29 protein-coding genes are annotated in these 26,749 nt (G+C 34.5%); 12 read left to right on the top strand and 17 right to left on the bottom strand.

All coding sequences use genetic code 11. From position 1 onward, the window contains the following. Positions 1-12 precede the first annotated feature (12 nt). From ACPWTF_RS03690 to ACPWTF_RS03680, 3 genes are all read right to left on the bottom strand, one after another. Positions 13-570 carry a ferritin-like domain-containing protein gene (locus ACPWTF_RS03690; protein ID WP_427874460.1) on the bottom strand — a complete coding sequence of 186 codons (558 nt, stop codon included), beginning with the start codon at positions 568-570 and terminating at the stop codon, positions 13-15. 13 nt (positions 571-583) lie between these two features. Beyond that, positions 584-2,725: a catalase gene (locus tag ACPWTF_RS03685; RefSeq protein ID WP_427874459.1), complete on the bottom strand. Its 2,142-nt coding sequence runs from the start codon at positions 2,723-2,725 to the stop codon at positions 584-586. Between the two features lie 205 nt (positions 2,726-2,930). Then, complete coding sequence (locus ACPWTF_RS03680; protein ID WP_427874458.1) at positions 2,931-6,170, bottom strand: CheR family methyltransferase; 3,240 nt, start codon at positions 6,168-6,170, stop codon at positions 2,931-2,933. Positions 6,171-6,538: 368 nt separating this feature from the next. Between ACPWTF_RS03680 and ACPWTF_RS03675 the strand changes: the two genes are divergently transcribed. From ACPWTF_RS03675 to ACPWTF_RS03645, 7 genes are all read left to right on the top strand, one after another. Next, positions 6,539-6,724: a hypothetical protein gene (locus ACPWTF_RS03675; RefSeq protein WP_427874457.1), complete on the top strand. Its 186-nt coding sequence runs from the start codon at positions 6,539-6,541 to the stop codon at positions 6,722-6,724. A 25-nt stretch (positions 6,725-6,749) separates the two neighbouring features. Next, the gene (locus tag ACPWTF_RS03670; RefSeq protein ID WP_427874456.1) at positions 6,750-7,406 is read left to right on the top strand and encodes a DUF6766 family protein; all 657 of its coding nucleotides are present in this window, start codon (positions 6,750-6,752) and stop codon (positions 7,404-7,406) included. Positions 7,407-7,535: 129 nt separating this feature from the next. Next, complete coding sequence (locus ACPWTF_RS03665) at positions 7,536-8,363, top strand: STAS domain-containing protein (RefSeq protein ID WP_427874455.1); 828 nt, start codon at positions 7,536-7,538, stop codon at positions 8,361-8,363. Between the two features lie 18 nt (positions 8,364-8,381). Further along, positions 8,382-8,780 (top strand): STAS domain-containing protein, encoded by a 399-nt coding sequence (locus ACPWTF_RS03660; protein WP_012025123.1) that lies wholly within the window; start codon positions 8,382-8,384, stop codon positions 8,778-8,780. Continuing rightward, entirely contained in the window at positions 8,761-9,108 is a 348-nt protein-coding gene (locus ACPWTF_RS03655) for a hypothetical protein (RefSeq protein WP_427874454.1), read from the top strand. Before ACPWTF_RS03660 ends, ACPWTF_RS03655 begins: the two co-directional genes overlap by 20 nt. A 59-nt stretch (positions 9,109-9,167) precedes the next feature. After that, the gene (locus ACPWTF_RS03650; RefSeq protein ID WP_427874453.1) at positions 9,168-10,181 is read left to right on the top strand and encodes a SpoIIE family protein phosphatase; all 1,014 of its coding nucleotides are present in this window, start codon (positions 9,168-9,170) and stop codon (positions 10,179-10,181) included. Between the two features lie 73 nt (positions 10,182-10,254). After that, positions 10,255-11,820 carry a sensor histidine kinase gene (locus ACPWTF_RS03645; RefSeq protein WP_427874452.1) on the top strand — a complete coding sequence of 522 codons (1,566 nt, stop codon included), beginning with the start codon at positions 10,255-10,257 and terminating at the stop codon, positions 11,818-11,820. Positions 11,821-11,869: 49 nt separating this feature from the next. On the opposite strand, the gene ACPWTF_RS03640 is transcribed toward ACPWTF_RS03645, so the two are convergent. Both ACPWTF_RS03640 and ACPWTF_RS03635 read right to left on the bottom strand, forming a co-directional pair. Then, positions 11,870-12,430 (bottom strand): DinB family protein, encoded by a 561-nt coding sequence (locus ACPWTF_RS03640; protein WP_427874451.1) that lies wholly within the window; start codon positions 12,428-12,430, stop codon positions 11,870-11,872. A 55-nt stretch (positions 12,431-12,485) separates the two neighbouring features. Continuing rightward, positions 12,486-12,992: a Crp/Fnr family transcriptional regulator gene (locus ACPWTF_RS03635; protein ID WP_427874450.1), complete on the bottom strand. Its 507-nt coding sequence runs from the start codon at positions 12,990-12,992 to the stop codon at positions 12,486-12,488. A 376-nt stretch (positions 12,993-13,368) separates the two neighbouring features. On the opposite strand from ACPWTF_RS03635, the gene ACPWTF_RS03630 reads away from it, so the two are divergent. Further along, a complete protein-coding gene (locus ACPWTF_RS03630; protein ID WP_427874449.1) occupies positions 13,369-15,027 on the top strand; it encodes an FAD/NAD(P)-binding protein in 1,659 nt (552 codons plus the stop codon). Between the two features lie 109 nt (positions 15,028-15,136). Here ACPWTF_RS03630 and ACPWTF_RS03625 read toward each other — a convergent pair whose 3' ends face one another. Next, entirely contained in the window at positions 15,137-15,406 is a 270-nt protein-coding gene (locus ACPWTF_RS03625) for a hypothetical protein (RefSeq protein ID WP_427874448.1), read from the bottom strand. Between the two features lie 194 nt (positions 15,407-15,600). On the opposite strand from ACPWTF_RS03625, the gene ACPWTF_RS03620 reads away from it, so the two are divergent. Genes ACPWTF_RS03620 through ACPWTF_RS03610 form a run of 3 tightly spaced genes read left to right on the top strand, consistent with a single transcriptional unit; the run spans position 15,601 to position 18,299 of the window. Beyond that, positions 15,601-15,891 (top strand): hypothetical protein, encoded by a 291-nt coding sequence (locus tag ACPWTF_RS03620; RefSeq protein ID WP_427874447.1) that lies wholly within the window; start codon positions 15,601-15,603, stop codon positions 15,889-15,891. Continuing rightward, positions 15,852-16,175: a hypothetical protein gene (locus ACPWTF_RS03615; protein WP_427874446.1), complete on the top strand. Its 324-nt coding sequence runs from the start codon at positions 15,852-15,854 to the stop codon at positions 16,173-16,175. Before ACPWTF_RS03620 ends, ACPWTF_RS03615 begins: the two co-directional genes overlap by 40 nt. 3 nt (positions 16,176-16,178) lie before the next feature. Further along, a complete protein-coding gene (locus tag ACPWTF_RS03610) occupies positions 16,179-18,299 on the top strand; it encodes a cation:proton antiporter (protein WP_427874445.1) in 2,121 nt (706 codons plus the stop codon). Between the two features lie 53 nt (positions 18,300-18,352). Here the strand turns inward: ACPWTF_RS03610 and ACPWTF_RS03605 are convergent, their stop codons facing one another. The 5 genes from ACPWTF_RS03605 to ACPWTF_RS03585 all read right to left on the bottom strand — a co-directional run bounded on the left by ACPWTF_RS03605 (position 18,353) and on the right by ACPWTF_RS03585 (position 22,522). Continuing rightward, positions 18,353-19,861 (bottom strand): ATP-binding protein, encoded by a 1,509-nt coding sequence (locus tag ACPWTF_RS03605; protein WP_427874444.1) that lies wholly within the window; start codon positions 19,859-19,861, stop codon positions 18,353-18,355. 301 nt (positions 19,862-20,162) lie between these two features. Next, positions 20,163-20,684: a hypothetical protein gene (locus tag ACPWTF_RS03600; protein ID WP_427874443.1), complete on the bottom strand. Its 522-nt coding sequence runs from the start codon at positions 20,682-20,684 to the stop codon at positions 20,163-20,165. A gap of 238 nt (positions 20,685-20,922) precedes the next feature. Further along, positions 20,923-21,678, bottom strand: coding sequence for an SDR family NAD(P)-dependent oxidoreductase (locus ACPWTF_RS03595; RefSeq protein WP_427874442.1), 756 nt, complete (start codon positions 21,676-21,678; stop codon positions 20,923-20,925). 25 nt (positions 21,679-21,703) lie between these two features. Then, positions 21,704-22,066, bottom strand: a complete 363-nt coding sequence (locus ACPWTF_RS03590) for a DoxX family protein (protein WP_427874441.1) — start codon at positions 22,064-22,066, stop codon at positions 21,704-21,706. 15 nt (positions 22,067-22,081) lie between these two features. Beyond that, positions 22,082-22,522: a nuclear transport factor 2 family protein gene (locus ACPWTF_RS03585; protein WP_427874440.1), complete on the bottom strand. Its 441-nt coding sequence runs from the start codon at positions 22,520-22,522 to the stop codon at positions 22,082-22,084. A 99-nt stretch (positions 22,523-22,621) separates the two neighbouring features. On the opposite strand from ACPWTF_RS03585, the gene ACPWTF_RS03580 reads away from it, so the two are divergent. Next, the gene (locus ACPWTF_RS03580) at positions 22,622-23,005 is read left to right on the top strand and encodes a winged helix-turn-helix transcriptional regulator (RefSeq protein WP_379795570.1); all 384 of its coding nucleotides are present in this window, start codon (positions 22,622-22,624) and stop codon (positions 23,003-23,005) included. 103 nt (positions 23,006-23,108) lie between these two features. Here the strand turns inward: ACPWTF_RS03580 and ACPWTF_RS03575 are convergent, their stop codons facing one another. The 6 genes from ACPWTF_RS03575 to ACPWTF_RS03550 all read right to left on the bottom strand — a co-directional run bounded on the left by ACPWTF_RS03575 (position 23,109) and on the right by ACPWTF_RS03550 (position 26,686). Continuing rightward, entirely contained in the window at positions 23,109-23,393 is a 285-nt protein-coding gene (locus ACPWTF_RS03575; protein WP_427874439.1) for a hypothetical protein, read from the bottom strand. Positions 23,394-23,979: 586 nt separating this feature from the next. Further along, positions 23,980-24,534, bottom strand: coding sequence for a YceI family protein (locus ACPWTF_RS03570; protein ID WP_427874438.1), 555 nt, complete (start codon positions 24,532-24,534; stop codon positions 23,980-23,982). Between the two features lie 5 nt (positions 24,535-24,539). Beyond that, complete coding sequence (locus ACPWTF_RS03565) at positions 24,540-24,974, bottom strand: cytochrome c (RefSeq protein ID WP_427874437.1); 435 nt, start codon at positions 24,972-24,974, stop codon at positions 24,540-24,542. Positions 24,975-24,993: 19 nt separating this feature from the next. After that, positions 24,994-25,836 (bottom strand): DUF5777 family beta-barrel protein, encoded by an 843-nt coding sequence (locus ACPWTF_RS03560; RefSeq protein WP_427874436.1) that lies wholly within the window; start codon positions 25,834-25,836, stop codon positions 24,994-24,996. Positions 25,837-25,859: 23 nt separating this feature from the next. Further along, entirely contained in the window at positions 25,860-26,252 is a 393-nt protein-coding gene (locus ACPWTF_RS03555) for an OB-fold protein (protein ID WP_427874435.1), read from the bottom strand. A gap of 29 nt (positions 26,253-26,281) precedes the next feature. Further along, positions 26,282-26,686: a winged helix-turn-helix transcriptional regulator gene (locus ACPWTF_RS03550; RefSeq protein ID WP_427874434.1), complete on the bottom strand. Its 405-nt coding sequence runs from the start codon at positions 26,684-26,686 to the stop codon at positions 26,282-26,284. Positions 26,687-26,749 lie beyond the last annotated feature (63 nt).

Raw genomic sequence — 26,749 nt, 5'->3', positions numbered from 1 at the left:
TTCGAATAAAATTTATTCGGCAGCTACAATATTTACTTTATTTAGTGCTACGTCGTTTAGTACGCAATCGGCTTCTTTTTCTTCTGAAAGAGTTTGTGTTAATAGTTTTGCAGTATTGTTTTCTCCAAGTGTTTTGGCAAAAGCGACTAAAGTTCCGTATGTTGCAATTTCATAATGTTCAATTTTTTGTGATGCGGCAATTATTCCGGCATCTCTAACCGCTCCTGGAGTTGTTTCTAAAAGAATACTATCGCCTTCTTTAAGAAGACCCGCCATTGCTTCGCATTTTTTTCCTTCCGCTTTTTCGCCTAAAAGATCAAAAACTTCTTCTAGTCTTTTTACTTGGTTTTTAGTTACATCAAGATGCTCTAAAATCGCGCTCGCAAGTGCGGGAGAAGTGGCGTTGTCTGCCATTTTTGGTAAGGCACCTACTAATGCATTTTCTGCCCAGTAAATGTCTTTAAGACTGTCAATAAAAAGTTCTTTCAGTTCTGTTGCAGCGTCTGAGGCTGGTTCAACAAAATTGTTTTTAACGGCTTTGTTTTCTGTGGGTTTTTCTGAATTTTTCATGTGTTTTTTTGATTTAATTGTATAAGTTTGGTTCGCGTTCCCAAAAACGGTGTAGGGTCATTGCAGCGATAAAATCTTGAGCAAATCCTTCGGTTGCGACATCGCTGGTCAAAATAATTCCTCCATCTTCATTTGTAATTTTTGATGCAAAAGGGGCACTGCTTATAATTTCTGAAGCTTCGCCATCTGCACCAATTACTTTGCAATGCTTGTAGGCATCATTAAGGAATTCGAATAAATCGTCATTTTCAGCCAATGCATTCAATCCTAATCCATGTGGAATGTAAACTGCATCAAATAATACAGATGAAGCAGTTAAGAAACTAAATTCTGCAGCAATTGCACCGTCAGCATCTGTTATGATAGATCCAAGATGAGGTGCTATAATGCATCCTTTGGCATCTTCTTTTTTAAGTGCTTTTTTGATATTCAATACAGCCGCTTCAGAAACTCCGTCAGAACAAATAATTGCTACTTTTCTAGACGCAATCGTTGGTGAATTCGTTGGATTTTTAATCATACTCAATGCTTCAGAAGAAGAAACAGAAGATTCAACTGTTTGCGATTCTTGAGGTTCGCCTTCGTTTTCTGGCGATACACCTTTATTAATCGGTGTTTCCAAAATTGGAGGTACAGTAGCTCCAAGTCCAATTGCTACTTTTTCAGCAAGAGTGGCATCAATTTGCGAAAGCAGACCTAACACTCTAACGCGAATAGCAGTAGTTTCTACTTTTCCAAGTTCAAAACGTAGTGCTTTTACAATATGGCTTTTTTCTTCTGGCGTCTGGCTGTTGAAGAATAATTTTGCCTGCCCGAAATGATCGTTAAAACTTTCACTTCTTTCTCTTACTTTATGAGCATCAACTCGTTCGTTGAAACTTGCAAAACCTCCTTCTTCAATTTTAGCCTGATACGGACAGCCTCCGCCAAGTGAATTTGGATGATAACTTACACGCCCTTTATTGATTTCCTGACGCATGTGTCCGTCACGTTGATTGTTGTGAACGGGAGCAACACTTCTATTAATTGGGATTTCATGAAAATTCGGACTTCCTAATCTAGAAAGTTGTGTATCGGTATAAGAAAATAATCTTCCCTGTAAAAGAGGATCATTACTAAAATCGATTCCCGGGACGATGTGTCCTGGATGGAAAGCAATCTGTTCTGTTTCTGCAAAGAAATTATCAGGGTTTTTGTTTAAAACCATTCGGCCGACAATAGTAACGGGAACTAATTCTTCTGGAACCAGTTTGGTTGGGTCTAGAAGATCAAATTCGTATTTGTTTTCGTCTTCAGCAGGAATTACCTGAACGCCTAATTCCCATTCTGGAAAATTTCCCGTTTCAATAGCTTCCCATAAATCTTGTCTGTGAAAATCTGGATTCTTTCCTGAAATTTTCTGAGCTTCGTCCCAAGCAACAGCGTGAGTTCCTAATTTGGGTTTCCAGTGGAATTTTACAAAAACAGATTCTTCCTGTTCGTTGATTAGTCTAAAAGTGTGTACTCCAAAACCTTCCATCATTCTGTAACTTCTCGGAATGGCACGATCAGACATAACCCACATGATCATGTGCATGGATTCTGGCATCAATGAAATAAAATCCCAAAAAGTATCATGCGCAGATGCAGCCTGCGGCATTTCATTGTGTGGCTCTGGTTTTACAGCATGGATAAGGTCTGGAAATTTAGCAGCGTCTTGTATAAAAAATACAGGAATATTATTAGCCACTAAATCATAAATACCTTCCTGAGTATAAAACTTAACGGCAAATCCTCTGGCATCTCTGGCAAGATCTGTAGAACCTCTTGATCCAGCAACGGTAGAAAATCTTGTAAATACAGGAGTCTTAAGACCTTTTTCTTTTAAGAAACCAGCTTTAGTCAATTCCGGAATTGGATTTGTAACTTCAAAAAATCCGTGAGCTCCTGAACCGCGCGCGTGCACAATTCGTTCCGGAATTCTTTCGTGGTCAAAATGCGTTATTTTTTCCCTAAGAATAAAATCCTCGAGTAGAGAAGGACCTCTTTCGCCTGCTTTCAGCGAATTATTATCATCATTAATTCTAAGGCCTTGATCTGTAGTCAGAAATTTATTTGTGCCATCTGATTTGTTGATTGATAAATCGCGTTGTTTTTCGTCTTGAAAATTTTTCATAAAATATCATATTAGTTAAATACCTTGAAATTTTGAAGAATCAAAACCCTTACTTACAGATTTATAGTTAGTTAGAGTTGTGATTTTTCTTTCTATCAAAAGTATATTATACTAATGTGACGTTTTTATACTTTTACAATTTATAGTTCTACAATTACCAGTAATTCAGATAAATAAAAATAAATGAGATTGTTTTTTTTAAAATTTAGCTTTCAAGTAACGGAAGATAGACATTAACTGTTGTTCCTACAGAAGGTTTGCTTGAGACTTTAATAAAACCGCCATGATTAGAAACAATTTTTTGCACCAAAGCCAGCCCTAGTCCGCTTCCATATTGCAAATCATTGCTTTCAAGTTTATAAAAGGGAGCAAATATCAATTTCTCAAAATCATCATTAAAGCCTATTCCGTTATCACTTACATAAAGCTTTATAAAGTTAATTTTAGAGTCAGCGCCTAATTCTATAATTTCTTCAGATTCGGGATAAAAGATGCCAATTTTTATTTCGGGCGCCGTATCCTTTCTGGTATATTTTATTGAATTGGAAATTAAATGCCTAAGCAGCAGCTGTATTTGTGGAGCTATAATTGCAATTGTTGGAAGAGGATCATTTGTTATAACAGCATTATACACATTAATTGCTCTTTTTAAATCACTTACTGTTTTTTTGAGAAGGATATTAAGATCTGTCTTTTTAAATTCTTTTTTAGAAAAGTTTATTTTTGAATAATCTATAAGGTCTTCAATCAGCTGATTCATATTTACTGCCGAGCTTAGCAATCTTTTTACATTATGTCTGCCAGATTCAGTAAGATTGGTTTCATTGTCTAAAATTTTTTTTCCAAACATATATATTTTTCTAATGGGCTCTAGTAAGTTGCCGCTGGCAGCATCTGTAAAATATTCTAATTGCTTGTTATGGTCGAGGAGTTCTGTGTTTTTGCTTTTTAACGATTCACCACTGTGTTCTAATTCTGTAATATCTTCTAGGGCAATAAGAATCATGCCTTCAGGAACAGAGTTTAAAATGGGAGATGCATTTAGAATCATGATCTGTTTCTCTCCGGCAGAAGATTGAAATTCTATTTTAAAGTTTTCGACGATATTGTTTTGAGCCAGTTTTTTTAAAACAGTTTCTTTGAATTGCGGCCTATTCCATTGGCCGTTTATTATATCAAAAATTGAAAAGCCTTCTGTATTTTCTTCGTGGGTTTTAAAATATTTGTAAAAAGATGGATTGGCATTTTTGACTATAAAATTTTTATCAATAATAATTAAAGGTTCTCTTATGGTTTTTACAATCGATTCATAAAAATTGCGCATCGATGCGAGTTCATCACGACCGTCCTGAAGTTCAAAATTGATATAAGATAATTCTTTGTTATTAGACTGAAGCTCTTCTGTCGAAGTTTCGAGCTGCTCATTTATAAGCTGCAGTTCATCAGTGCTGCTCAGTAATTCTTCATTTGTAGTCTGCAGTTCCTCAAAATAAATCTGCTGTTCTTCGGTAACTCTTTTAAAATCACCCCTCAGCTGCAGCAGCTGTCGTTCTAATTCTTCGGTTCTATTTTCGCCAGTTCGATTTTGTTCGGCAGGTGAAACCGTTTTTTTGCAAAAAATAATCAATAATAATTCGATATTTGAAGGAAGAAATATAACCTCAAAAGAGGTTAAAAAAGATTGTTTTTTTACGCTAATATTTTCTCCAGAAAAGTTTTTTTTCTCATTACGGGCTTTTAAAATTGCATTTCTTAATTCGAAACCAATTTCTTCATAAACCATACTTAAAATATTAAAGCTCGGTTTTCCAACAGGCGGCTGTAAAAAGGGGCTGGTATCTCCATGAAAATGAACTATTTCTAATTCTTCATTAATGATTACAGCGGCAGGAGAATATTGCTCTAAAAGGATATCTGCGGCAATTTTTCTATAATCTATTTCATTGCTTGTTAAAGGTGAGTTATTTTTTGTTCTGATAACAGCAGAATTAAAATCGGAATGGAAGATTTTACGTTTAATATCATCCTGTTTTCGAATATAGATCTTATCCTTTTTTTCTATTATAGTAAACAAATTTTGGACATTGTTTGCCGATTCTGATCTGCCCAAGAACAAATATCCCTTGTCTTTAAGCGCATAATGAAAGGATTCAAATATTTGATTCTGTAATTGTGAATCAAAGTATATCAGTACATTTCGGCATGATATTAAATCTATATTTGCAAAAGGCGCGTCTTTAGTCAGATCATGCAGGGCAAAAACGCATTTATCTCGGATGTTTTTATTAACATGATAACCGCTGTCTCTTTTAGTAAAGTATTGTTCGATTCTTTCTTCACTTATATTTTTCACATCTTGCAAAGTATATATTCCAGAGCGGGCTTTTTTAATGCATTTTTCAGATAAATCGGAAGCGAAAATCTGAACCTGAATATCCTTATTGTTTATTTTATTAAGATATTCATCAATGCAGATAGCCAGAGAATACACTTCTTCGCCAGTTGAACATCCTGCAGACCAAATTCTTAAATTCTTATTGCTTAAATTTTCAATGATAGACGGAAAAACGGTAGAACATAAGTTATCAAAATACAGTTGATCTCTAAAGAAATAAGTAACAGGTATAAGGAAATCATAAAACAGAAGATCTTGTTCGCTAGTACTGCTTTTAAGTAGATTCAAATATTTTTCGATGCTATCTTGCCTAGTATTTACCATTCTTTTGGCGATACGTCTTCGTAGGGTTTGGTATTTATAATGATAAAAATTGGTGCCTGACCTTACAGATACAAGAGCTATAATTTCTTCAAACAACTCTTGATCACGATCTGATGTTTCTTCTTCAAAATAAGCGTGAGCGGCCAAATAACTACTTTGTACTTCAAGTAATTTAGAAACAATTTTTTCAGGTAATGCAAAATAATCTATAAATTCTGCTGTGTCATTTTGATTTTTATTAGATAAAACAGCAATAGTCGCACCGCCATATTCTTTTAGTTTTTTAAGTCCCGCCGCACCATCAATCGGATTTGAAGAAAGGATTACTCCAAAGGCATAGCTGTTGTAAACAGAGGAAAGGGATTCGAAAAATAAATCCATACAATTGTTTACTCTGCTGCTTCGCGTTCGAGGCTTAAGTTTTAGTATGCCATTTTCTAAAAACAAAAAATTGTTTTCAGGAATAATGTAAATATGGTCGGGAATTAATTCTATTTCACTGACAATTTCGGCAACAGGAATTTTAGAATATGTTGCGAGCTGTTCGGCTAGTTTTTTGGATTGAGGGAAATATAAATTTTCTATAATCAGATAACTCATTCCTGACACTTCAGGTATCTCAGAAATAATCGTCTTTAATATTTCAATTTCTGCTGATGTCGAGGCAATACCAACAACAGGGAATAAATTTGATGATGCTGTCGTTTCTATTTCCGATGTGTTCATGCATTTTAAGTTTTAAATGAAAAATATTCATTATGCTTAAAAATTATACTGAACCTCTTCATCGAAATCTAGATAATTATTATTAGGACATAACCCGTAAATTTAGGAAAGAGATTGGAGTTCTTTTTATAAAATTGACCTTGGTGTTTTCATAATTAACATCTGTACTAATTAAATATGTAATTACTGTTGAGTTATTGAAATATAGTTTTTTAGTTTTTTGAGGGGAATAATGTAAATAATACATAGTAATGATATAAAAGTAGTCCGGTCGAGCTTCTATACCTTTAGTCTTGAAATTGAATGGCATAATTGTTTATTCTGAAGGAGGAAGTAAACACATTTTGAATTATTAAATATAAAATATCATGTATAAAAAAGGACAACAGGTGCAGCAGGAATTTGGAACACAGGTGATGAAGGTTGTTGGTTTTGAACCCGATTTGATAGAGAATGTTATAACAGAGTGGGAGGATGAAGAAGGAACTATTGTAAAGGGAAAATTCATGGAATCTCAATTACTGCCTGCGGAAGATGAATTAGAAAAACAATAGTTTGCAATCTTTTACAATTAAAATCATGAAAAAATTTTTACGTAATAATGGACTTTCGATTTGTTTCTTTCTATTATTTATAGCCTCTTTTGTAGGACAGATTTTTTTTGGATTTGTAGAACACAATAAAGATTTAACAGAAAACGGCACCTCACCAATCAGTTTATTTTCTTATTTCTCAACAGGGCATTTTATAGAATCTACATTTGAAAATTGGGAAAGTGAATTTCTGCAGATGGCTTTATTAGTGGTTTTGACCATTTTTCTGCAGCAGAAAGGTTCTTCAGAATCTAAAGATTTAGATAAACAAGAAGAAGTAGACAGAGAACCATCAGCCAAAAGAGAAAATGTTCCATGGCCGGTTAAAAAAGGAGGGTGGATATTAGCTGTGTACAAGCATTCTCTAAGTATTGCCTTATTTTTGTTGTTTTTTATTTCTTTAGGAGCACATTTTTATGGAAGTCTGAAAGATGAAAATCAACAACTAGCATTGAAAGGTTTGCCGCTTGAAACCGCTTCGGCATATATAGGAGATTCGCGGTTTTGGTTTGAGTCATTCCAGAACTGGCAGAGCGAATTTTTGTCGGTTTTTGCTATAGTCATTTTTTCCATTTATCTGAGACAGATCGGTTCTTCGCAGTCTAAACCTGTAGATGCTCCCCATATGCAGACAGGAGAATAATTTTACAAAAAAAAATCGATTATTGATTAAAGAATAAAGTGATGTTTTTTTACAAGTTTTTTCTGAATTTAAAGAGTTTTACTAATATTAATTTTCTACATTTACATGAATATCCAAATATCACAACAAATGCAGAACAATCTCCTGGCAAGCTTGAAAGAGCACCAAAACAAATTATTGACCACATGGTCTCAGCTTTTACAAGCAAACGGATCTACTGATGGAGCAACAGAAGAAGAAGAATCAAAGGAGTTCGCCGCTCTTTTTCTAGATGCTTTACAGCATTCAAACGGAAATACTGAATCACACGAATTTGAAAAAGTTCATGACTTGTTAATTGGAATTTCAAGTTCCAGAGGCAGACGTGGTTTTTCTCCCCGCGAAAATGCACAATATCTGATTGCTTTTAAAGAAGCAGCTTCTAAAATTCTTTCAGAAACAGCATCTGATTCTACAGAATTATACAACGCTAATTTGCAATTATCTACGCTGCTGGATAACATGACAATCTTAACTTTTGAATCGTATATGAAAGGACGTGAAGATGTCATTTCAAGACAGATTGACGAGATTAGTGAGATTTCGACACCGGTTATCCGTGTTTGGGATGGTGTTGTGGCACTTCCTATTATAGGAACCCTTGACAGTTCCAGAACACAGGTGGTAATGGAAAATCTTTTGCAGCAAATTGTAGATACAGGCAGTTCTATTGCCATACTTGACATTTCAGGTGTGCCGGCGGTAGATTCATTGGTAGCACAGCATCTTATAAAAACGGTGAGTGCAACGAGATTAATGGGAGCAGAGTGCATAATCAGCGGTATCCGCCCTGAAATTGCACAGACTGTGGTGCATTTAGGAATAGATCTTACTGGAATTATTACAAAAGCTTCGCTTGCAAGCGCTCTTCAAACAGCCTTTGAAATGTTACAGCTTACGGTTGTGAAAAGAAAATAACGAATTAAGATTACTGACATGGAAAGAATTCCAATACTCAAGATGGGAGATTTTCTTCTTGTTACCATACAGGTTGATTTGTATGACCAATTGGCTGAAAATCTTGAATCTGATTTAATAAATACTATAAACAAGAATAATTCAAAGGGCGTTTTGATTGATATATCAGCGGTTTCTATTATCGATTCCTTTATGGGAAGAATTTTAGGAAACATCGCGGTTATGTCAAAAATTATGGATGCCCAGACGGTAGTGGTTGGTATGCAGCCTGCGGTTGCTATTACACTGGTTGAACTTGGATTATCTTTAAACGGTGTTATAAGTGCCTTAAATGTTGAGAAAGGCATGGATTTGCTTCGCGCGAAAATGTACAATGGCGATAACGAGGAGCAGACGTATGACGACAGCAACGAATAAAGAGGAACTGCTTATAGTAAAAGAGCAGGATGTAGTTCCGTTGCGCAATCGCGTAAAGGAATATGGTGTAAAAATTGGAATGAGCATTTTAAATCAGACCAAGTTAATTACTGCAACAAGCGAACTTGTCCGTAATCTTCTAAAGTACGGAGGAGGAGGAAAAGTTATAATAGAATCTGTAACCAACGGACGCGATCTAGGTGTGCGTGTAACTTTTATTGATAAGGGAACCTGGCATAAAAGATATAACTCTGGCCATGCAGGACGGTTACAGCACCGGAAAAAGTTTAGGCCTTGGCCTGCCGGGTACAAAAAGGCTGGTAAATGAATTTGATATACAAACCCAATTAGGAAACGGTACAACCGTAACTATAATAAAATGGAAAAATGGATAATACTTTTTCCGTTTACAAAATTGACGATAGGAGTCTTATCGCTTTTATTAAAAGAGAGATACATAATTTAGCACTTCAGTTAGGTTTTAAACCACACAGAGCTGCTGAAACCGATATTATTATTGCCGAACTTACTTCTAATCTTATTAAATATGCAGGCGGTGGAGATTTGCTTTACAGAGCACATCATAATGGAAGCTTTAATGAAATAGAAATATACTGTTTGGATAAAGGAACTGGTATTGACAATATTTCAAAGATAATGAAAGACGGCTATTCTACCTCGAGTACACTTGGTCAAGGTATTGGCGCTATTAAGAGATTAAGCAATGATTTTCAGATTTATTCTATGCGCGGATGGGGAACTGTCCAATATATTAAAATCTGTGATAAACCAGATGTTTCGATCCCCAATTCAACTACAAATTTGGATATTTCCGCATTAAGCGTAAACTATCCAGGCGAGCGAATATGCGGAGACGGACATCATATTAAATATTCTAAAAAAGGTTTTCAGATTTTTGTTGGAGATGGATTAGGACACGGGGCAAATGCCCACGAAGCAGTTGAACAAGCAATTAGAGCTTTTAAACAATGTACCGAAAATGATCCTGTGGCAGTGCTTCGATATGTTCATGAGCACGTTAAAAAAAGCAGAGGGCTTGTTGCTACTATTGCTGCCGTTGATTATGAAGCAGAAAGCTGGAATATTTGCGGTATTGGTAATATCAACACACGTATTTATAACGGACTTGACAACAAAACGTATACGCCATATAATGGCATAATCGGTCATAATATTCCACGGACTATAAACAGCACTATTGTTCCTTACCAAAAACATCAAATTATTATAATGCATAGTGACGGACTGAGAACAAGATGGAATTTAAATGAACTTAATTCTATAATTAAACAGAGTCCAGCTATTATTGCTTCTGCCTTATATAAAGATAATGTGAGGGGAACTGATGATGCTACAATTTTGGTTGGAAAAATAATTTAGGCTTTATGAAGGAAATTGTAAAAATTAATCTTGACAATGAAATCGGAACCTCATACTGGCTCACAAGCGTTCCATGAAAATTGCTGAAATGTGTGGTATGCCTGTGCCGTCGCAGACCCGTTTTTCTACGGCGGTTTCAGAAGTGGCAAGATGTTCCATTGCCAATGGAAAAAATTCGGTGCTAGTATTGGGAATCAATATTATCAGAGCGAGTCACAAAGAAATATTAGCTGTGCTTACCGATAAAGTCGATCTTAAAAAATGCAACCCCGAAGCCTATAAATATGCCGCCAAAATATCGGGCAAGATAGAATACAATTATGCCGATAACAAATCGGTAACAACTTTAAGCCACCAGGTTCCGTCACCAGGACTTCTTTCAGATGCCAAAATAAATACTCTTGTAGATTACTTCAAGTATGAACCGCCCATTTCTGCTTACGATGAAATCAGAAAAAAGAATATTGAACTTGTAGCGCTTTCAGAAAAACTGGGAGAAAGTGAAAACCGCTACAGAACTCTGGTCGATACAATTCCTGTTTTAATCTGCATTGTCAACGACCGAAACAATGTGCTTGTCGCAAATAATGCATTTGAAAGCTATCTAAAAGTTCCTTTAATGGTTTTTGATAAAAAAAGCCTCGCAACATTTATACATCATGATGATGTACCGCTAATTGTTGAAGGATGGAGTAATACAAAAAAAAGCAAAGGAGATTTTTCTGCTGATATTCGAATTAAAAAAGAGGATAATTATATCTGGCATAATGCTTCTATTATGCCAAATAAATCTGAAGATGGTTCGATTAGCAGCTGGCTTATTTATTTTGTAAATAATCATGCCCAGAAAATGATTGTTGAAGCTTTAAAAGACAATTCGGAGCTGCGAAAGATGCAGCTTGAGCTGGAAAATGCAAATTCAAAGCTGAAATTCAAAAATAAGGAACTGGAACAGTTTGCTTTTATAACAAGTCATGATCTGCAGGAACCACTGCGAAAAATCATGATTATGATTTCAAGAGCGGCTGAACATTTAACCGAGCAGCAAAAAACGCTTTATTATTTTGATAAAATTACTTTGGCAGCCGGCAGATTATCTAATTTAATTTCAGATGTGCTTAATTACTCCCGTGTCAATAATCATGATAAATTTACAGCAGAAGTTGATCTTAATGATGTCGCCGCACAGACTTTAGAAGATTTGAGTCTTATTAAGGAAGAAAAAAAAGCGGTGATAAATTTGAGTACGTTGCCAGTTGTTAATGGAATTGATACCCAGTTGCGACAGCTGTTTTATAATCTAATAAATAATGCATTAAAATTTAATTCAGCACAGCCAACAGTAAATATATCTTCCTGTATAATTTCATCTACAAGCGATACCACTTTTGATCCTGCAGCTCCTTCAGGTAATTTTTATGTCATTTCAATTGAAGATAATGGAATTGGAATGGACAGCGAATATTCAGGCCGCATTTTTGATATGTTCCAACGGCTTCATCAAAGAGATCAGTACAGCGGAAACGGTATCGGACTGGCACTGTGCAAGCGTATTGTTGAAAACCACAACGGGACTATTAATTTCACCAGTAAACCAGGACAAGGAACAACTTTTTGGATTTATCTTCCAAAAGATTAGCATTTGATTTTTACTGCTTTTATATTTCTGGAGTCTTGTTTAATGATTTTTATAAGGTTAAGGTATTTTTAGCTGCCAATTGTATTTTTTCAATCTGCTTTAAATGTCTGATAATATGATTAATGAAAAACTCAAAAGTATCGCCAAGTTTTAGAGTGATTAGTCTAGAGATCGATATTTTAATTTTTACTTTATTCAAGCTTACATTTCGCGATTGTTGTAACAAATTGAGTAGTTTGTACTGCTGGTTTATAAATTGGTCAATAACCGTTTTGTCAAGGTTTTCATTTAAAGGATTTTTATCCTTAAAAGTCTTCATTTTATTTAATTTTTCTTTAGGCAGCATACTTTTTGCAAAATAACTGCCAAAAAATCCGCTCTTAAAATCAATTTCAGCTTTACAGTCAGAATTTTTGATTTTCTTTTCTATTTCTGGCAGATAAAAATTTCCGTACCTGTTGAGGTGTTCCAAGCATTCCAGAATGTTCCAGGAAATCTCATCTTCTTTCCATGTTAATACATTTAAATCGTAAGTTTTTAGTTTTTCGGCTTCCTTTAAAATCTGTTTTGTCTTTTCTAAAAGAGCTTCAATAAATTTTTCTGACTGCATAATTTTAATTTTATGTAAAGGTCAAAAAATAGATTTTTATAAACCTTGATTGAAATCAAGACTTTTTGAGGCGTGATAAAGTTTCAGCACTCATTCTTAAATAATTGGCAATATGTCTGTTTGGAATTTCCTGAAATAGCTGCGGACTTCGTTTTAAGACTCTTTCATATCTTTCTTTCGGCGAATTTTTCAGAAGGTCAATTTCGCGTTCCAGCTGTTGTACTGCAAGATTTTCCAAAATTTTGACCCATAAAATTGCGTTATTTTTTAAGGCTAAAAAATCATCAATCTGTTTTTTGGTTACCACTTTTAAAACTGTTTTTTTTATGGCCTGAATACACAAATTAGAAGGTTGTCCCGTTAGAAAAGAATCGAGAGAAACAACAAAGTTTTCTTTATATCCAAATCGAATGTTTTGTTCATCGGTTCCGTCTAAAATAAAAATTCTCACGCTGCCACTTTCTATATAGTATAAATTGGTATCTATACTGCCATTTATTTTCAGAAATTCATTTCTGTTAATGGTTATCTCTTGGTCTGAAAGTGCTATGATTTCTTTCATTTTTTCTTTGTTTGTGATTTTGGTATTTGCTGTGCTGGCAAAAATCTAAAATTAGATTCACATTGTTCTCATAAATTTAGCCTTCTTTCAAACGTATTTGCTAAATATCAAATTTAATTAAACTTGAACTAAGTGATATCATGTAATTTATAGATAGGATTCTGTAAGACGCAGACCTGTATTTGATTTAAATTTAATGGTTGAAATTGTAAAATTTTGAAATGTAAAATAACATACAGAATATGGTATAATATCTTCCTGTATTTGTTATCAAAACCATCAAAAAAAATCTAAACCTCATAATAATTAAATTCAATGACTGCTGAGAATAAAAAACGTATTGCAATTATAGGAGGATGTGCCAAGCGGACTTTTTATGTATAAAAGACTGGTTGAATCTGGAAAGAATAATTTTGAAGTAGAAATCTTCGAACGTAAAGCACAACTTGGTTCAGGAATGCCTTACAGCAGCGAAGGTGCAAATAACGAACATATTACCAATGTTTCAGGCAATGAGATTCCGGATATTGTAATTCCAATGTCAGAATGGGTTCACAATGCGCCCGTGGAACTGCTTGAAAGATTTAAAATTGATCCTCAAAAATTTAATGATTATAAAGTATTTCCCCGATTGTTTTTTGGGGAATATCTTGCTGCACAATTTGAAATGCTGATCGAGGAAGGATCGAAAGCCGGAATTAGTTCAGAAATACATTTCGAGAGTGCTGTTGCAGACATTAAGTACGATGTGAAAAGCGATACAATCGAACTTGAAACAGAGGAAGGACAGATAAAGGTGTTCGATTCTGTCGTTATTTGTACGGGACATAACTGGCCGAGAACTCATGAAGGAAAAATACCAGGTTATTATGATGCTCCTTATCCTCCTCAAAAACTAGTGCAGAAGTTTAATCATGCCATCGCAGTGAAAGGTTCTTCTTTAACAGCTATAGATGCTATTAGAACAATTGCAAGACACAATGGTTCATTTGAATCAGATAAATACGGTAACTTGCTTTTCAATTTATATCCTGAAAGCAGCGAATTTAAAATTATGATGCACTCGAGAAGCGGTATGCTTCCTGCTGTACGATTCCATTTGGAAGATTCTCGGCTTTCCAATGATTCTTTATTGAGCAGTGATGAAATAGATGAGCACAGAAAAAATAATAATGGTTTTCTGTCGCTTGATTTTGTATTTGAAAAGAATTTTAAAGACATATTTCGTGATAGGGATTATAATTTTTATGAACGTATCAAAGATTTATCCATTGAAGATTTTGTGGAAGAAATGATGAAACTCCGCGAGCGTTTGGATCCTTTCCAGCTTTTAAGGGCCGAATATGCCGAGGCGGAGAAATCCATTAAAAGACACGAATCAGTTTATTGGAAAGAGATGCTCGGCGTGCTTAGTTTTGCCATGAATCATCCTGCAAAATATCTTTCGGCAGAAGACATGCAACGGCTTCAGAAAGTTCTAATGCCGCTTATTTCTATTGTAATTGCTTTTGTCCCGCAAAAATCCTGTGAAGAACTTTTAGCTCTTCATCATGCGGGTGTGCTTGATCTTATTTCTGTAGGTTCTGACAGTACAGTCGAACCCCAGCTTAACGGAGGAATAATATATCACTTCAGTGATGATGATGATAAAAAACATTCGGTTTATTATCAGACGTTTATTGATTGTATAGGCCAGCCTCACCTGGAATACCATGATTTTCCTTTTAAAACGCTTTTGTCACAAAAAGCCATAAGTCCTGCACGTTTAAAATTCCAATCTAACCAAGCCGGCCATGCTGCTTTTTTGTTAAATCAAGATACAGTACAAAAAGATGAGGCTGGAGAGTATTTTATGAATGTTTCGGGTATAGCCATAAATGACAATTTTCAGGTTATTGATCAGTACGGCGCTTACAATAAAAACCTTTACATTATGGCGGTTCCTTATATAGGCGGACTTAATCCAGATTATTCAGGCTTAGATTTTTGTGAAGCAGCTTCTCTCCAGATCATTAGAAATTTGTTGCCAGATTAATTACGTGATAGTTGTAATAATTTCATTGGAAGTAATTTTGTGATAGTCTGCTTTGCTCTCCGTTAATCTAATTTCATCTCTAAATTTTGGAGTTATTTTTAATAATATATTACCTGGTAATCTTACACAATCTAACAATCTGGTAAACGGCATGATTTTTTAATGCTAAAGAACGGACGATTTCTGGAATTCTTTGCATGCTTACTTCACAGATATAGCCGAATTCTGCTTCGGATACTATTTTAGAATGCTTTGAAATTATTTTTTTGAAGGTCTTAGACGTTTTATAAAGTTCAATGTAAACTAAATATATTGCATCTGAATATTCTTTCGGACTTCCTGTATTTTTCAACAGTAAATTATAATCAGTTTTTTTCATGGCAGTTGGTTTTTATTGAAAATCAGTTCACTAATTTACTTTAATCTTTTTTAACTGTGCCTCTTACTTGCATTTTGTGCCTTTACTTATTGTAATTCCTTATCAACTTTAATGCTGGCTTATTGTTTTTTAAAGTTCTTTTATTTTGTATAGCGGTTTATTTTGGTTAAATTGTATATCCAAAAAAAAGATTTATGAAACAGTTACCTCTATTATTCATTCTTGGCTGTATTTTTATCTCGTGCGAAAGCAAAAAAGAGCAGGAATTGCTGAAGAGAGAAAAAGCTCTAATTGTAAGGGAAGAAGAATTTGAAAAAAAAGAAGCTGATTATAAAGCACTACTGTCTATGCGTGACAGCATCTTTGCATTAAAAGATACGGTCAGTATTGATAATCTATTAATTACAGAATGGCCCAATCACTTAAAGGTTTCAAAAATAGTAAGATGCTTTGTAGAGAATCAGACTGCAGCCAGTATGTTATAGGGGATCAGCGTAATGAAACTTGGGAATTTGTATCTGATTCCACCGGAATATATACGAATGTCATAAATAACAAAAAACTTGTGCGTGTATTTAAGGCAAAATACCTGAAAGATAAAATAATGCTTGAATTTAGCAGTGACAGTGTTTCAAAAAATAGAGTAAAAATGACCGTTGTCCTTGATGATATAAAAGAAAATGTCGTTAAAGGCACACAGACTATTACTGGACAGGATAACTGTTCTGCCAGATTCTCGGTGGAACTTACAACTCCTCAAAAAAAATAATTTATGTTATTAAGTATACAGCACGTCAGCCTTCCTATTGAAGATCCGGTACTAAAATTCCTTATCGAACTCATCATAATTTTATGTATTCCTCTTTTATTGAATAAAATAAAAGTGCCGCACCTGTTGGGACTTATTATAGCCGGTGCAGTTATTGGTCCAAACGGATTTAACGTTCTTGCCAGAGACAGCAGTGTAGTGGTAACAGGAACTACTGGACTGCTTTATATAATGTTTCTTGCTGGTCTGGAAATAGATATGGAGGACTTTAAAAAAAATAAATGGAAGAGTATTACTTTTTCGCTGTATACCTTTATTGTGCCATTTGCTCTTGGGCTTATAGGCGGTTATTATATACTCCGCTTTTCGCTTTTAAGCTCGGTATTATTTGCTAGTCTTTTTTCATCACATACTCTTATTGTATATCCGATGGTAAGCAAACTTGGAATCGCCAAGAAGCTGGCTGTAAATGTTACTGTTGGCGGAACTATGATTACAGATGTGCTTTCGCTGGTAGTACTGGCTGTTGTAGTGGGTATGTCGCAGGGAGAAGTCGGAACTTCTTTCTGGGTCACGCTTTCTGTTTCTATGCTGGTATTTGCTTTAGTTGTTTTGCTTCTTTTCCCCATAGCAGCGCGGTGGTTTTTTAAGAATGTAGAAGACAAGATTTCCCAGTATATTTTTGTTATTGTAATGATTTACCTTGCGGCTTTACTGGCAGAACTAGCAGGAATAGAGGCGATTATTGGAGCATTTTTTGCAGGTCTTGCCCTAAACAGACTTATACCGCACACTTCATCACTTATGAATAGGGTAGAATTTGTAGGAAATGCTATTTTCATTCCATTTTTCCTGATTAGCGTCGGTATGCTGATTGATTTTAATGCTTTTATCCAGAGCTGGGAAACGCTAGGAGTAGCTGCAGTTATGCTTATAGCTTCAATAGGAGGGAAATATGCAGCTGCTTTTTTAACTAAAAAGACATTTAATTTTACAGATGATGAAGGCAGGCTTATTTTCGGAATGAGTGCAGCTTCTGCAGCGGCAACACTTGCTTCTGTAATGGTGGGATATAATATCATCTTATCTGAAAATGAAGCAGGAGAGCCTGTGAGGCTTTTAAATGAACATGTGCTTAATGGCAGTATCCTGCTTATATTGGTTTCGTGTACGATTTCATCATTTGTATCAATGGCAAGTGCCCAGAGGATTGCCGATGCAGATAGAGAAGAAACCGCGGCAGGTGAGGGTGATGAAGAAGAGAAAATTCTGCTGGCTGTAAATCATGAGCATACGGTTGAAAAAATGGTTAATCTGGGACTTCTTATAAAAAGTAGAAGTAATATAGACAACCTTTTTGCACTCAATGTAATTAACGAAGATAAAAGTGAATCATCTCAAAAAAATGCAGAAAAGCTACTGGGTGCGGCCGTAAATATGGCAGCGGCGGCTGATGTTAAACTAAATCCGATAACGCGGCATGATAATGATGTAATTTCGGGGATTAATAATGTGGTGAAAGAACAGAATATTACTGATCTGCTTATTGGTCTTGAAGAAGAAAAAGGATTTTCATCTTCATTTATTTATAATCTTTATAACGGTTATCTGCAGAACAAGCATATAAATTTGATTATCTATCATGCAGTTCAGCCGGTGTCAACCATTAAAAAGTATGTTGTGCTAATTCCTGCTGATTCAGAAAAAGAACCGGGATTTTTCCATTCTTTATTGAGAATTTGGAATATCGCAAAAAATTCGGGAGCAAAAATGAGTTTTTACGCAAATGAGAGAACTATTACTGTATTAAAAAGTATCATTAAAAAATCTAATATAGAAGCTGTTTTTAATCCTGTAGCTTCATGGCAGGAAGCCGAACAGACTGCGAGAAGTCTGGAAGAAGACGAGGCGCTTATTATTTTAATGGCCGACAGAGGCATGTATTCTTATTTTCCTCAGATGAAAGAAGTGCCTGAAATTTTAAATAAAAAACTCAGCAATAACAATTATATAGTAATTTATCCTTTTTCAAAAATGGACAATACTGTAACAGAAAAAAGAGCTGTAAGCAACCTTGATGATTTTGCTGATATAGGGAACATTATCGGCCGAATTTTTAAGTAAAGAATTTAGCTTGATCGGAGTGCCACAACTTAAATATTGTATTACGAAGTATTTTAAATAGTTTTTTTTCCTTGGTTTAGGGGAAGAGTTACAGTAAATTCGGCACCATCATTTTCCTTTCCTGTAGCAGTGATAGTTCCGTTATGTCTTTCGGTTATTTTTCTGCACAGGGCAAGGCCGAGTCCGGTTCCTTCGTAATCGTCTTTGGAATGCAGTCTTTCAAAGGCATTGAATATTCGTTCCGCATATGCACTATCCAGCCCGATACCATTATCTTTAATTACTATCTGGACATGTTTTTTGCCTTCATGCTCTACAATGTTACATGTTATTATAACTCTGGGAGGTTCATCTGCTTTAGAAAATTTTAAAGCGTTGTGTATTAGATTATAAAATAATTGGTGTATTAAAATAGGAGCTCCTTCTATTTCATGAAGTTCACTTGTAACAAGGATAGCATCTTTTTCTTGTATGATAAGTTCAAGATCGATTTTTATGTTTTCAATTATTTCATTAAGATTTATTTTCTGGACCTGCTGAATTGATTTGTTGAGAGTTGAATAAGCTAATGTACCTTCTATTAAGGTCTGCATTCTCTCGGCAGACTGATCCACTTTATCACTATATTTTTTTATATTTTCAATTTTTTCAGCTTCAATTTCTTTTTTTAATAAACCGTTAAAAATTTTGATTTTTCGTACAGGTTCTTTTAAGTCATGAGTAACCATATTGGCGAAATGAATTAGATTCTCGTTTGATTCTCTAATCTCTTTAGTGCTTTCTTTGATTTTTTGCTGAAGATCTTTTTCAAACTTTCTCTGATCGCTAATGTCCTGTATAATTCCGATGATGCTAGAAGCATTCCCATTTTGATCTTTTATGATTTTTCCGTTGACTTTTACCCATCTTTCCGATTTATCATCATTTATGATCCTTGCCTCATAAACTATTTTTCCTGTAATTAATGCATCCTGATGTGCTTTTTCTCTTATTTGCAAATCCTCTGGATGCATTCTTTTGAGAAGCATTTCAGTGTCTGATGCTTCATCAACAGACCATAATTCATTAAAATTTCCAGAAGTAAAAGTTTCCTTAGTCAGTAAATTTATTTCGTAAGTTCCCATTCCAGAAGATTCAACTGCTATTCGGAGTCTTTCATCTGCACTCTGTATCTTCTGCTTTATATTATGCATGTCAGTTATATCGGTTCCATTTTTTAATAGACCGTAAATATTTCCATCTTTACCATAAAGAGGAGTAAAACTGTAATTGAAATAATGCTGCGTTATTTTTCCATCAATGACTAAATCGATCAGCTTGTCTTTTGCATAAAATGGTATTCCTGTATTTAATACCTCAAGAGCCTGAGTCATTATCTCGTGTTTGGGTGTTTCAGGAAGTACATCAAAATAATTTTTTCCGATAACCTCGTTTCCTTTTCCCCATACAGAGATCATCGCAGGATTAGCGAGCTCTATTTTAAGATCATTTCCAATTAAAACAGCGATAGGAAGAGGTGTGTTGTCCACAATGTTTTTTAACAGCGATACATAATCATACATGGCGGATATTTTTTTGGTGCTTACAAATTTAGAATCAAACAAATTGGAGGTGTTATATCAAAGCGTGTTAATATTTCATAATTTCAATTAAGAAAAAGAACTGCCAATTTTTTATATGCTTAGCAGATTTTTATATTTGATATAATGATGATTAGTTTTTAAAGAGAAATTTTGTTCTGTTAGAGTATTGAAATGCCCATTAATATTTGAACCCAAATAAGAATGTACTTTTTTACGGAAAGCATCAATTTCATCTAAAAAGGGAATAACAAATAGGGAGAAATTCAAAGAAAATTCTTTATTAAAAGCCATTAACAGCATCAAAATTTTCAGTCGCAGTATGAAGGAGAGTTTCCTTCTCAAATACTGCGGTATAAAGCATCTTTTTCTGTCTTGCCAGTGTCATAAGGTTGTTCAGGCCAGCGTTCATTTTATTGTTCTTTAATGTTCGAAGCATTTCTTGCTGCTCTATTTCTTTTCGATCAAATAGATGAAGTTCTTTAAGCGACATATAGTATTCAAGTGAGGCAGTTTTTAAGGATTCACCTTTTGGAATGCCGTCAGTAGAAAGCTTTTTGATATCGCCAATAAGTATGTCAAACTCTTTGCGCTGCTGATTAACAGCTTTTAAAGCTCCTTTGTAATCCTCTTTTACTAGACAATTGAGCTTTTTTTCTCCTGGACCTTCTTTTCCAATAGTAATTTCAAAAGCCCTACGTTCCCATTGATTAGTCAACTCCTTAAAATCGGCTGCATTTGAGGATTCACAGGAACTTAGTATTATAAATAAAAATGCTGTTATATAAATGCCAAATCTCATCATAATGATAGTTAATTGATTTTACTTTTAATTCTGAAAATGATTTCTTTTAAAAACGTCAAAACGATTGATGTAGAAATCTAAATTTCATAAAATCTTTAAACACTAATTTACATATTATTAAAATCGTATGAAAAAAAATAATCTAAATTGAACATCATTTTGTAAAATCACAATCAAATAAAAAGAGAGAACCCCGAAAAGTTCTCTCTTTTTAAAATTGTCACTTATACTATTTGTTTTACTTGAACCCGCCTGATACTTCTACAGTTTGTCCTGTAATTATTTTTGATTCTTCTGAAGCAAAAAATACGGCCATATTTCCGATATCATCGGGCGTAGCCATGCGGCCTAAAGCGCTTCGTTTTACAGTTCCCAGAATGACATCTGAATCTAAACTGGCTCCTAATTTTGCAATACCTTCAGTAAAAACTCCGCCCGGTCTAATAGAATTGACTCTGATGTTCTTCGGCTGTAGTTCTTGTGACAGCGCATAGGTTATAGAATCAACAGCGCCTTTTGAAGCAGCATATACCACAGAGTAAGGTTCTGGTCTAGTGCCGGCAAACGAACTGATGTTGATAATGCTTCCTCCATTTTCATCAAACAAAGGTGCGGCTTCTTTTGATGCTAAAAGAACACCAAGCACATTTATGTCAAATGTTTTTCGATATGATTCTTCTGTAAATGATTCTAGCAATTCAAATTCATAAATACCAGCATTATTTACCAATGCATCCAAACGGCCATACACTTTTATTGTTTCCTGAAAAAGTCGTTTTACATCTGCCAGTATAGATATGTCTCCCTGCACTGCAACAGCGCTACCACCAGATCTAATTATTGCAGCTACAACTTCTTCTGCGCCTTGTCTGCTTGAACTATAATTTACTACTACTTTGGCTCCAGATGCAGCCATTTGTTTTGCAACACCAGCACCAATTCCTTTAGATGCACCAGTTATTACGACCACTTTGTTTTCTAATATTCTTTTCATTTTTTGTTTATTTATTTTTTGATTTTTATACTGATTTCGGAGCTCCTATAAAGATATATTTGTCACGAAGAAATGCTGTGATCCATATTAGGGACAAGGGTATCGCCGGATTAAGCATTGAACCATCATGTGATAATTCTGTTGCCATTGCTCCAGCAAAATAGCAGGAAAGCAGGATAAAACCAATTCGCATGGTTTTGGGAAAGATAAATAAGAACGCAAAAGTCATCTCCATTAAACCGAGAGCCGTCGCTGCATGAGGCAGATTGAATTTTACGAGTCCATTAACGGACCACGGAAGCTGGATGGCTTTCATAAGACCGCTTAAAATTACCATCACAGTAGTTAATATGAGCAGGGTGGTTGCAAGATATTTTTTAGTTTTCATCGGTGTTTAATGAAATTAATTAGCAAGTTCTCTAACCTCTATCATGATAAAATGCCCGATACGATTTTTTATCAGCCATTTTTCATTATGGTTTACATATTCGTCCTCATATTTAACGCTGTATTCTGAAAGAATATTCTTTCCTTCCACTTCTCTGATCATCTTTAATTGAGAGAAAGAAATGCCCGAAGCGGTATCTCCATTGATTTCTACTTTATGCTGTCCATTCAATGTAAAGTAAGTTTTTACATGTCCCGCATGCTGATTGAATTCTTTTTCCATGTTTTCTCTTTGCGAAACCGAGGAAACTAAAGCACCATTCATGTAAACTTTATAAGTAACATCTGGGGTAAATAAATCCATTACCTCTGAGATTTTTTTCTCGTCACCTAGAGTAGCGTAATCATCTATTAGGTTTCTTAATTCCTCTTTTACTTTTAGATTTTCTAGTGTCATGATTTTATTATTTTTAAAATTATTTAGCAAAATTAGAGTACATTTGCTTACAATTTGTTAGTCGTTACCAAAAGGTTAGTGACTTCTAAAATGATAGTTATGTCAGAATCAAAAGAAAAAAAGATCGAAAACAAGGAATTTACGGAAGAATGCAATACTGTACTTATGGCGGTTTCTGATGCATTATATGCCATTGGAGGGAAATGGAAATTGATGATTATAATTGCAATGGCGAGAGGAAATAAAAGATTTACAGAAATTCAAAGACAGGTTACTGGGATTTCTGCAAGGGTTCTTTCGAGTGAGCTTAAAGAATTAGAACAAAACGGTTTTATACTTAAAAAAGTGGCTGTGGGATATCCTGTAAGTATCGAATATGAACTGCTTCCTTACAGCCAAACTTTGGAAGAAGTTGTGGGAGCTATGACTAAATGGGGGATACAGCATAGGGAAAAAATCCGAAATGAAAGTAAAAAACAATAAGCGCAATTAAAAAAAGAAAGAGAATTCAATTGAATTCTCTTTCTTTTTTTAAGCTTTTAATCAATATAATCAGTTCAATTTTTAATGAGTTTTTCTCGAAAAGCTAATTCCATAGAATCTTACTGTTTATCGCCATAAGACCTTTTATGGTAATTAAACTTTGATCAGTATCTGAATTAAGAAAAATGTAACCTTCAGAGTTCATCAAGACTAAGGCATCCAGCAGTTTTGCCTGATTTTCCCTTTCAGCAGCGCTATTATTAGTAAATTTCGAAATATTAGGCACTGCTGTCACAAGCTTTGTTAACTCTTCAAAAGTGCAGCCCATGCTATATTTTTCAGCTAGTATCCTAAGGATTTTTACAAAAAAAACAGAAGATGGTTCCATATATAATCGCTTTAATGATATATACGAAAATTGATTCTTATTAGATTATTCTTATTACTCCAGTTAAATTGAATTTATACTTTCGGATAAAAATGCCTAAGAATTTGATTTGGCGTTTTAATGACTTCTTTGCCGATTGCGTCAAACCATTTTACTTCTTTTACTACTTCTGCACAGCATTCGTTTTTGGAGTTAAAAAAACAGCTTTTAATATTGATTTTATCCGCTAATTAACAATGCTTCATTTCAACTAAAAAATGTTCTGTAAACATCAGGTTTTTATGGATAATTAATTCATGATTTCCTTCCTGTAAACCTAAATGCATATAATTAAGTTTCTCTTTGGAAAACCCATTATGAAACAAAAAATGGTATAACAATCGGAACCGTATAAGAGATATATGCGGTATCTTCCATAACCATATAATCATTTACATCTTCTCCGGTAACAACATAATTTTTACAGATCATTTTAATGTGATTTAAGGTTAAAAAAAGAGACCGGCGTAATAAGTTTACCGGCCTCCAGAATGTTAGTCATGTTTAGTACGCTTGTAAATCTGAATAGATTCGATTCTTAAAAGAATTATTTAACCAATAAAAAATTGTAATTAATCTTTATTTTGTCAGCAATTTTCTTTCTGACAAGACTTGGTATTTCAATATCAAAATCTTCAGGTTTTGCTTCAAATGTGCCAATAGCATTAACACCATTTGGAGCTTTGGAAATTTTTACAATCACAGAGACTGGTTTTGTTTTTCCGTGAATAGTAAGATCTCCTTTTAATGTGAAATTTTTAGGAGAACTTGTAATTTTTGAACTATCAAAATCTTCAATTTTACCTTTGAAAGTTGCTTTTGGAAATTTTTCAGATTCCATATAATTTTCATTAAAGTGTTCTTCCATCAGCGCTACTTTAAACCGAAAACCTTTTATAAGAACTAAACTGGCAAAATCTCCTGTTGTTTCATCTAGAACTGCTGATACTGATTTGCTTTCGGCAGCAACTTCTTCGTAAGAAGGCATGGAAGCTTGAAATTTTATATTCCCTGTTTTTGTAATTAGTTTTTGTGCGGTTCCTTCGTTATTCGCAATTATAATAAGCAGTAGTGCAAAGAAATTAATAAATGATTTTTTCATAATAATTAATTTTCTTTTAGACCATCGGTGTTCCATTTTACTATTAGATCAATATTAGCCTGAGCCATTCTTCCGCCTTGAGGCATAAGTCCCTGCTGACCACTTTGAAGTTGGATTCTCCCCAATAAACCAGCACTTTCTACAGCAGCCTTTACCTGAGCAAAAGTAGTAAGCGGTCTAAAGGCTGCAGACCTTCCGCTAGCGTGGCAGCTTATGCAGTTGGCATCAATAATAGATTTTACATCTTTACTGTAGGTAACCGCAGTTGTTGGATTTGTCGGGTTCGTTGGGTTTGTCGGATTAGTAGGATTTGTCGGGTTTGTCGGGTTTGTTGGATTTGTTGGTGTAGTAGGTTGTGGTTCGATATCCTGCATTGTATCAGAATCGCTGCAGCTTGCCAGTACAGCCAGTAAAATTGTAAGTACGATTGTTTTTTTCATGATTTATTGTTTTTAATTGTTAGAAAACTCTGTATAGGTTAAAGCCAAAGAAGAAATCTCCTTTACCCCAGTCGCCAGAAGCATTGGTAAGGTATCCGCTCTCACTCATAGATTGTGAATTGGTAAAGATTAATTGAAAAACGTGTCCGCCTGTTTCCACATCAAGACCTACAGACAACGGATTTTTATAAAAGTCAGGTTTGTCAAAATTGTGCATGTATTCTAAATTGACAGATAATCTTTTCGTGATTTTATAACGGCCGCCACCTCCAAAAGAAAACTGATTGTCTCTTTCGATATCAGGAGTGTAAAGGTTTTTGTGTATAAAAGACGGTACTAACTCTAATGAGAATTTTTCACTGATTTTTCTAGATATTAAAACCTGTTGCACATACGTCATACGATGTTTAAATTCTAAACCTGGATATTGGTCTTTTTCTAAAAAGGTATTAATATCTGCAACGCTATACCCAACAATGTCCAGCGGAAAATTATCGTTTTGTCTTGCTACTCGATACTTCAATCCGGTTTCATACATTTTGTTTAAAGTATGTCTCGAAAGGCTGACAGATAACCAATCTGTAACACCATAGATTCCTCCAAGTTTTGTGGTTGCATTGTCAAGACCAAAAAAACTGTCAAAGCCATCTTTTACAGAGCCAAAACGATGCGAAACCACAAAATAAAATTCTTTTTTAGCAGGCATTTTTGTGGTCTGTAAGGTTACCAGCTGTAAAGCTTTAAAAGTAGCTGTAGAATAGCTTTCTTCTGTTTGTGTAGAATCAAGACTCTTCAATAAATCATCCTGAGAGTAAGCCATTGTAACTAAAAACAGGCAGAACGGAATTAGAATTTTCTTCATAAATTAATTGTTATTTGTTTGGTTTATTTAACAGTGCATTGGTCTATTTTGACTTCCATAAACAGTTCGTCATATCCAATGCATTTGCCTTTAATCGTCATTTTGCTGTTGGTCATTTTGTTTTTCAATTTTTCTTTAAAAAGGCAGAAGACAGTATTTTCAAGTATAATTACAGAGTCGGTTTCTTTGGTTGCCTTACCTGTTATTTCAATAGTTTTGTTGAGGTATAGTGAATCTGCTTTTTTAGGATCTGCGTTATAATCTTCGAGAAGTTTTTTGGCCGTTACGCTAAAATCTGGCGCTTCAGATGCTATGTTACGGGCTTCTTTAAAGACAACTCCATAATAAAAGTAGATTCCAGCAGAAACGATTAGTAATAATACCGCGGTTACAATTGCTATTTTTTTTCTTTTCATATTTGGTTTGTATTGGTGATAAATAATAATCAGTCAGCGTTTTTTTTTGCCTGATGGCCTTCATCCCGTATTTTTTTTCGATGCTGAATGCCAAAATCCCGTAATGATTTGATAATAGGTTCAAGTGATGAACTATAATCGGTTAATTGATATTCGGTTTTAGCGCGGCTTTGATCATCCGTTTTCTTTTCGACAAATCCGTTTAGTTCCAGTTCTTTCAACTCTTCGGCTAAAACTTTGGATGTGATTTTCTGCACTTCCTTTTTAATTTCAGAAAACCGTTTGTTGCCTTCCATAAGTGTCAGGACTATCGGAATTCTCCATTTTCCGTTAATAATGTAAAGAGCATCCATGATGGGCACTATTTCAGATTTGCATTTTGATGCAAATTTGATCTGCCGTTTATTAGATGTTGCATTTTCTGGTGTATTCATACTTAAAACTGTCTCAAATCAAATGATGATTCTATAGTGAAACAGCCTTAGTAAAGATTACCC

The organism is Flavobacterium sp. MMS24-S5 (genome assembly GCF_050320125.1).
GTDB classification, from domain to species: domain Bacteria; phylum Bacteroidota; class Bacteroidia; order Flavobacteriales; family Flavobacteriaceae; genus Flavobacterium; species Flavobacterium tyrosinilyticum.
The sequence above is the reverse complement of the archived record's forward strand: the minus strand, read 5'-3'. Positions and strand labels throughout refer to the sequence as shown.

Bases quoted from the DNA above. Each gene is read 5' to 3' on its own strand.
- ACPWTF_RS03570 (WP_427874438.1), bottom strand. From the start codon at position 24,534: ATGAAAAAATCATTTATTAATTTCTTTGCACTACTGCTTATTATAATT.
- ACPWTF_RS03665 (WP_427874455.1), top strand. From the start codon at position 7,536: ATGCAGAACAATCTCCTGGCAAGCTTGAAAGAGCACCAAAACAAATTA.
- ACPWTF_RS03655 (WP_427874454.1), top strand. From the start codon at position 8,761: ATGACGACAGCAACGAATAAAGAGGAACTGCTTATAGTAAAAGAGCAG.
- ACPWTF_RS03580 (WP_379795570.1), top strand. From the start codon at position 22,622: ATGTCAGAATCAAAAGAAAAAAAGATCGAAAACAAGGAATTTACGGAA.
- ACPWTF_RS03615 (WP_427874446.1), top strand. From the start codon at position 15,852: ATGCTTTGTAGAGAATCAGACTGCAGCCAGTATGTTATAGGGGATCAG.
- ACPWTF_RS03565 (WP_427874437.1), bottom strand. From the start codon at position 24,974: ATGAAAAAAACAATCGTACTTACAATTTTACTGGCTGTACTGGCAAGC.
- ACPWTF_RS03600 (WP_427874443.1), bottom strand. From the start codon at position 20,684: ATGATGAGATTTGGCATTTATATAACAGCATTTTTATTTATAATACTA.
- ACPWTF_RS03555 (WP_427874435.1), bottom strand. From the start codon at position 26,252: ATGAAAAGAAAAAAAATAGCAATTGTAACCGCGGTATTATTACTAATC.
- ACPWTF_RS03630 (WP_427874449.1), top strand. From the start codon at position 13,369: ATGTATAAAAGACTGGTTGAATCTGGAAAGAATAATTTTGAAGTAGAA.
- ACPWTF_RS03610 (WP_427874445.1), top strand. From the start codon at position 16,179: ATGTTATTAAGTATACAGCACGTCAGCCTTCCTATTGAAGATCCGGTA.
- ACPWTF_RS03645 (WP_427874452.1), top strand. From the start codon at position 10,255: ATGAAAATTGCTGAAATGTGTGGTATGCCTGTGCCGTCGCAGACCCGT.
- ACPWTF_RS03625 (WP_427874448.1), bottom strand. From the start codon at position 15,406: ATGAAAAAAACTGATTATAATTTACTGTTGAAAAATACAGGAAGTCCG.
- ACPWTF_RS03680 (WP_427874458.1), bottom strand. From the start codon at position 6,170: ATGAACACATCGGAAATAGAAACGACAGCATCATCAAATTTATTCCCT.
- ACPWTF_RS03685 (WP_427874459.1), bottom strand. From the start codon at position 2,725: ATGAAAAATTTTCAAGACGAAAAACAACGCGATTTATCAATCAACAAA.
- ACPWTF_RS03675 (WP_427874457.1), top strand. From the start codon at position 6,539: ATGTATAAAAAAGGACAACAGGTGCAGCAGGAATTTGGAACACAGGTG.
- ACPWTF_RS03585 (WP_427874440.1), bottom strand. From the start codon at position 22,522: ATGACACTAGAAAATCTAAAAGTAAAAGAGGAATTAAGAAACCTAATA.
- ACPWTF_RS03650 (WP_427874453.1), top strand. From the start codon at position 9,168: ATGGATAATACTTTTTCCGTTTACAAAATTGACGATAGGAGTCTTATC.
- ACPWTF_RS03635 (WP_427874450.1), bottom strand. From the start codon at position 12,992: ATGAAAGAAATCATAGCACTTTCAGACCAAGAGATAACCATTAACAGA.
- ACPWTF_RS03595 (WP_427874442.1), bottom strand. From the start codon at position 21,678: ATGAAAAGAATATTAGAAAACAAAGTGGTCGTAATAACTGGTGCATCT.
- ACPWTF_RS03560 (WP_427874436.1), bottom strand. From the start codon at position 25,836: ATGAAGAAAATTCTAATTCCGTTCTGCCTGTTTTTAGTTACAATGGCT.
- ACPWTF_RS03590 (WP_427874441.1), bottom strand. From the start codon at position 22,066: ATGAAAACTAAAAAATATCTTGCAACCACCCTGCTCATATTAACTACT.
- ACPWTF_RS03660 (WP_012025123.1), top strand. From the start codon at position 8,382: ATGGAAAGAATTCCAATACTCAAGATGGGAGATTTTCTTCTTGTTACC.
- ACPWTF_RS03605 (WP_427874444.1), bottom strand. From the start codon at position 19,861: ATGTATGATTATGTATCGCTGTTAAAAAACATTGTGGACAACACACCT.
- ACPWTF_RS03620 (WP_427874447.1), top strand. From the start codon at position 15,601: ATGAAACAGTTACCTCTATTATTCATTCTTGGCTGTATTTTTATCTCG.
- ACPWTF_RS03575 (WP_427874439.1), bottom strand. From the start codon at position 23,393: ATGGAACCATCTTCTGTTTTTTTTGTAAAAATCCTTAGGATACTAGCT.
- ACPWTF_RS03550 (WP_427874434.1), bottom strand. From the start codon at position 26,686: ATGAATACACCAGAAAATGCAACATCTAATAAACGGCAGATCAAATTT.
- ACPWTF_RS03670 (WP_427874456.1), top strand. From the start codon at position 6,750: ATGAAAAAATTTTTACGTAATAATGGACTTTCGATTTGTTTCTTTCTA.
- ACPWTF_RS03690 (WP_427874460.1), bottom strand. From the start codon at position 570: ATGAAAAATTCAGAAAAACCCACAGAAAACAAAGCCGTTAAAAACAAT.
- ACPWTF_RS03640 (WP_427874451.1), bottom strand. From the start codon at position 12,430: ATGCAGTCAGAAAAATTTATTGAAGCTCTTTTAGAAAAGACAAAACAG.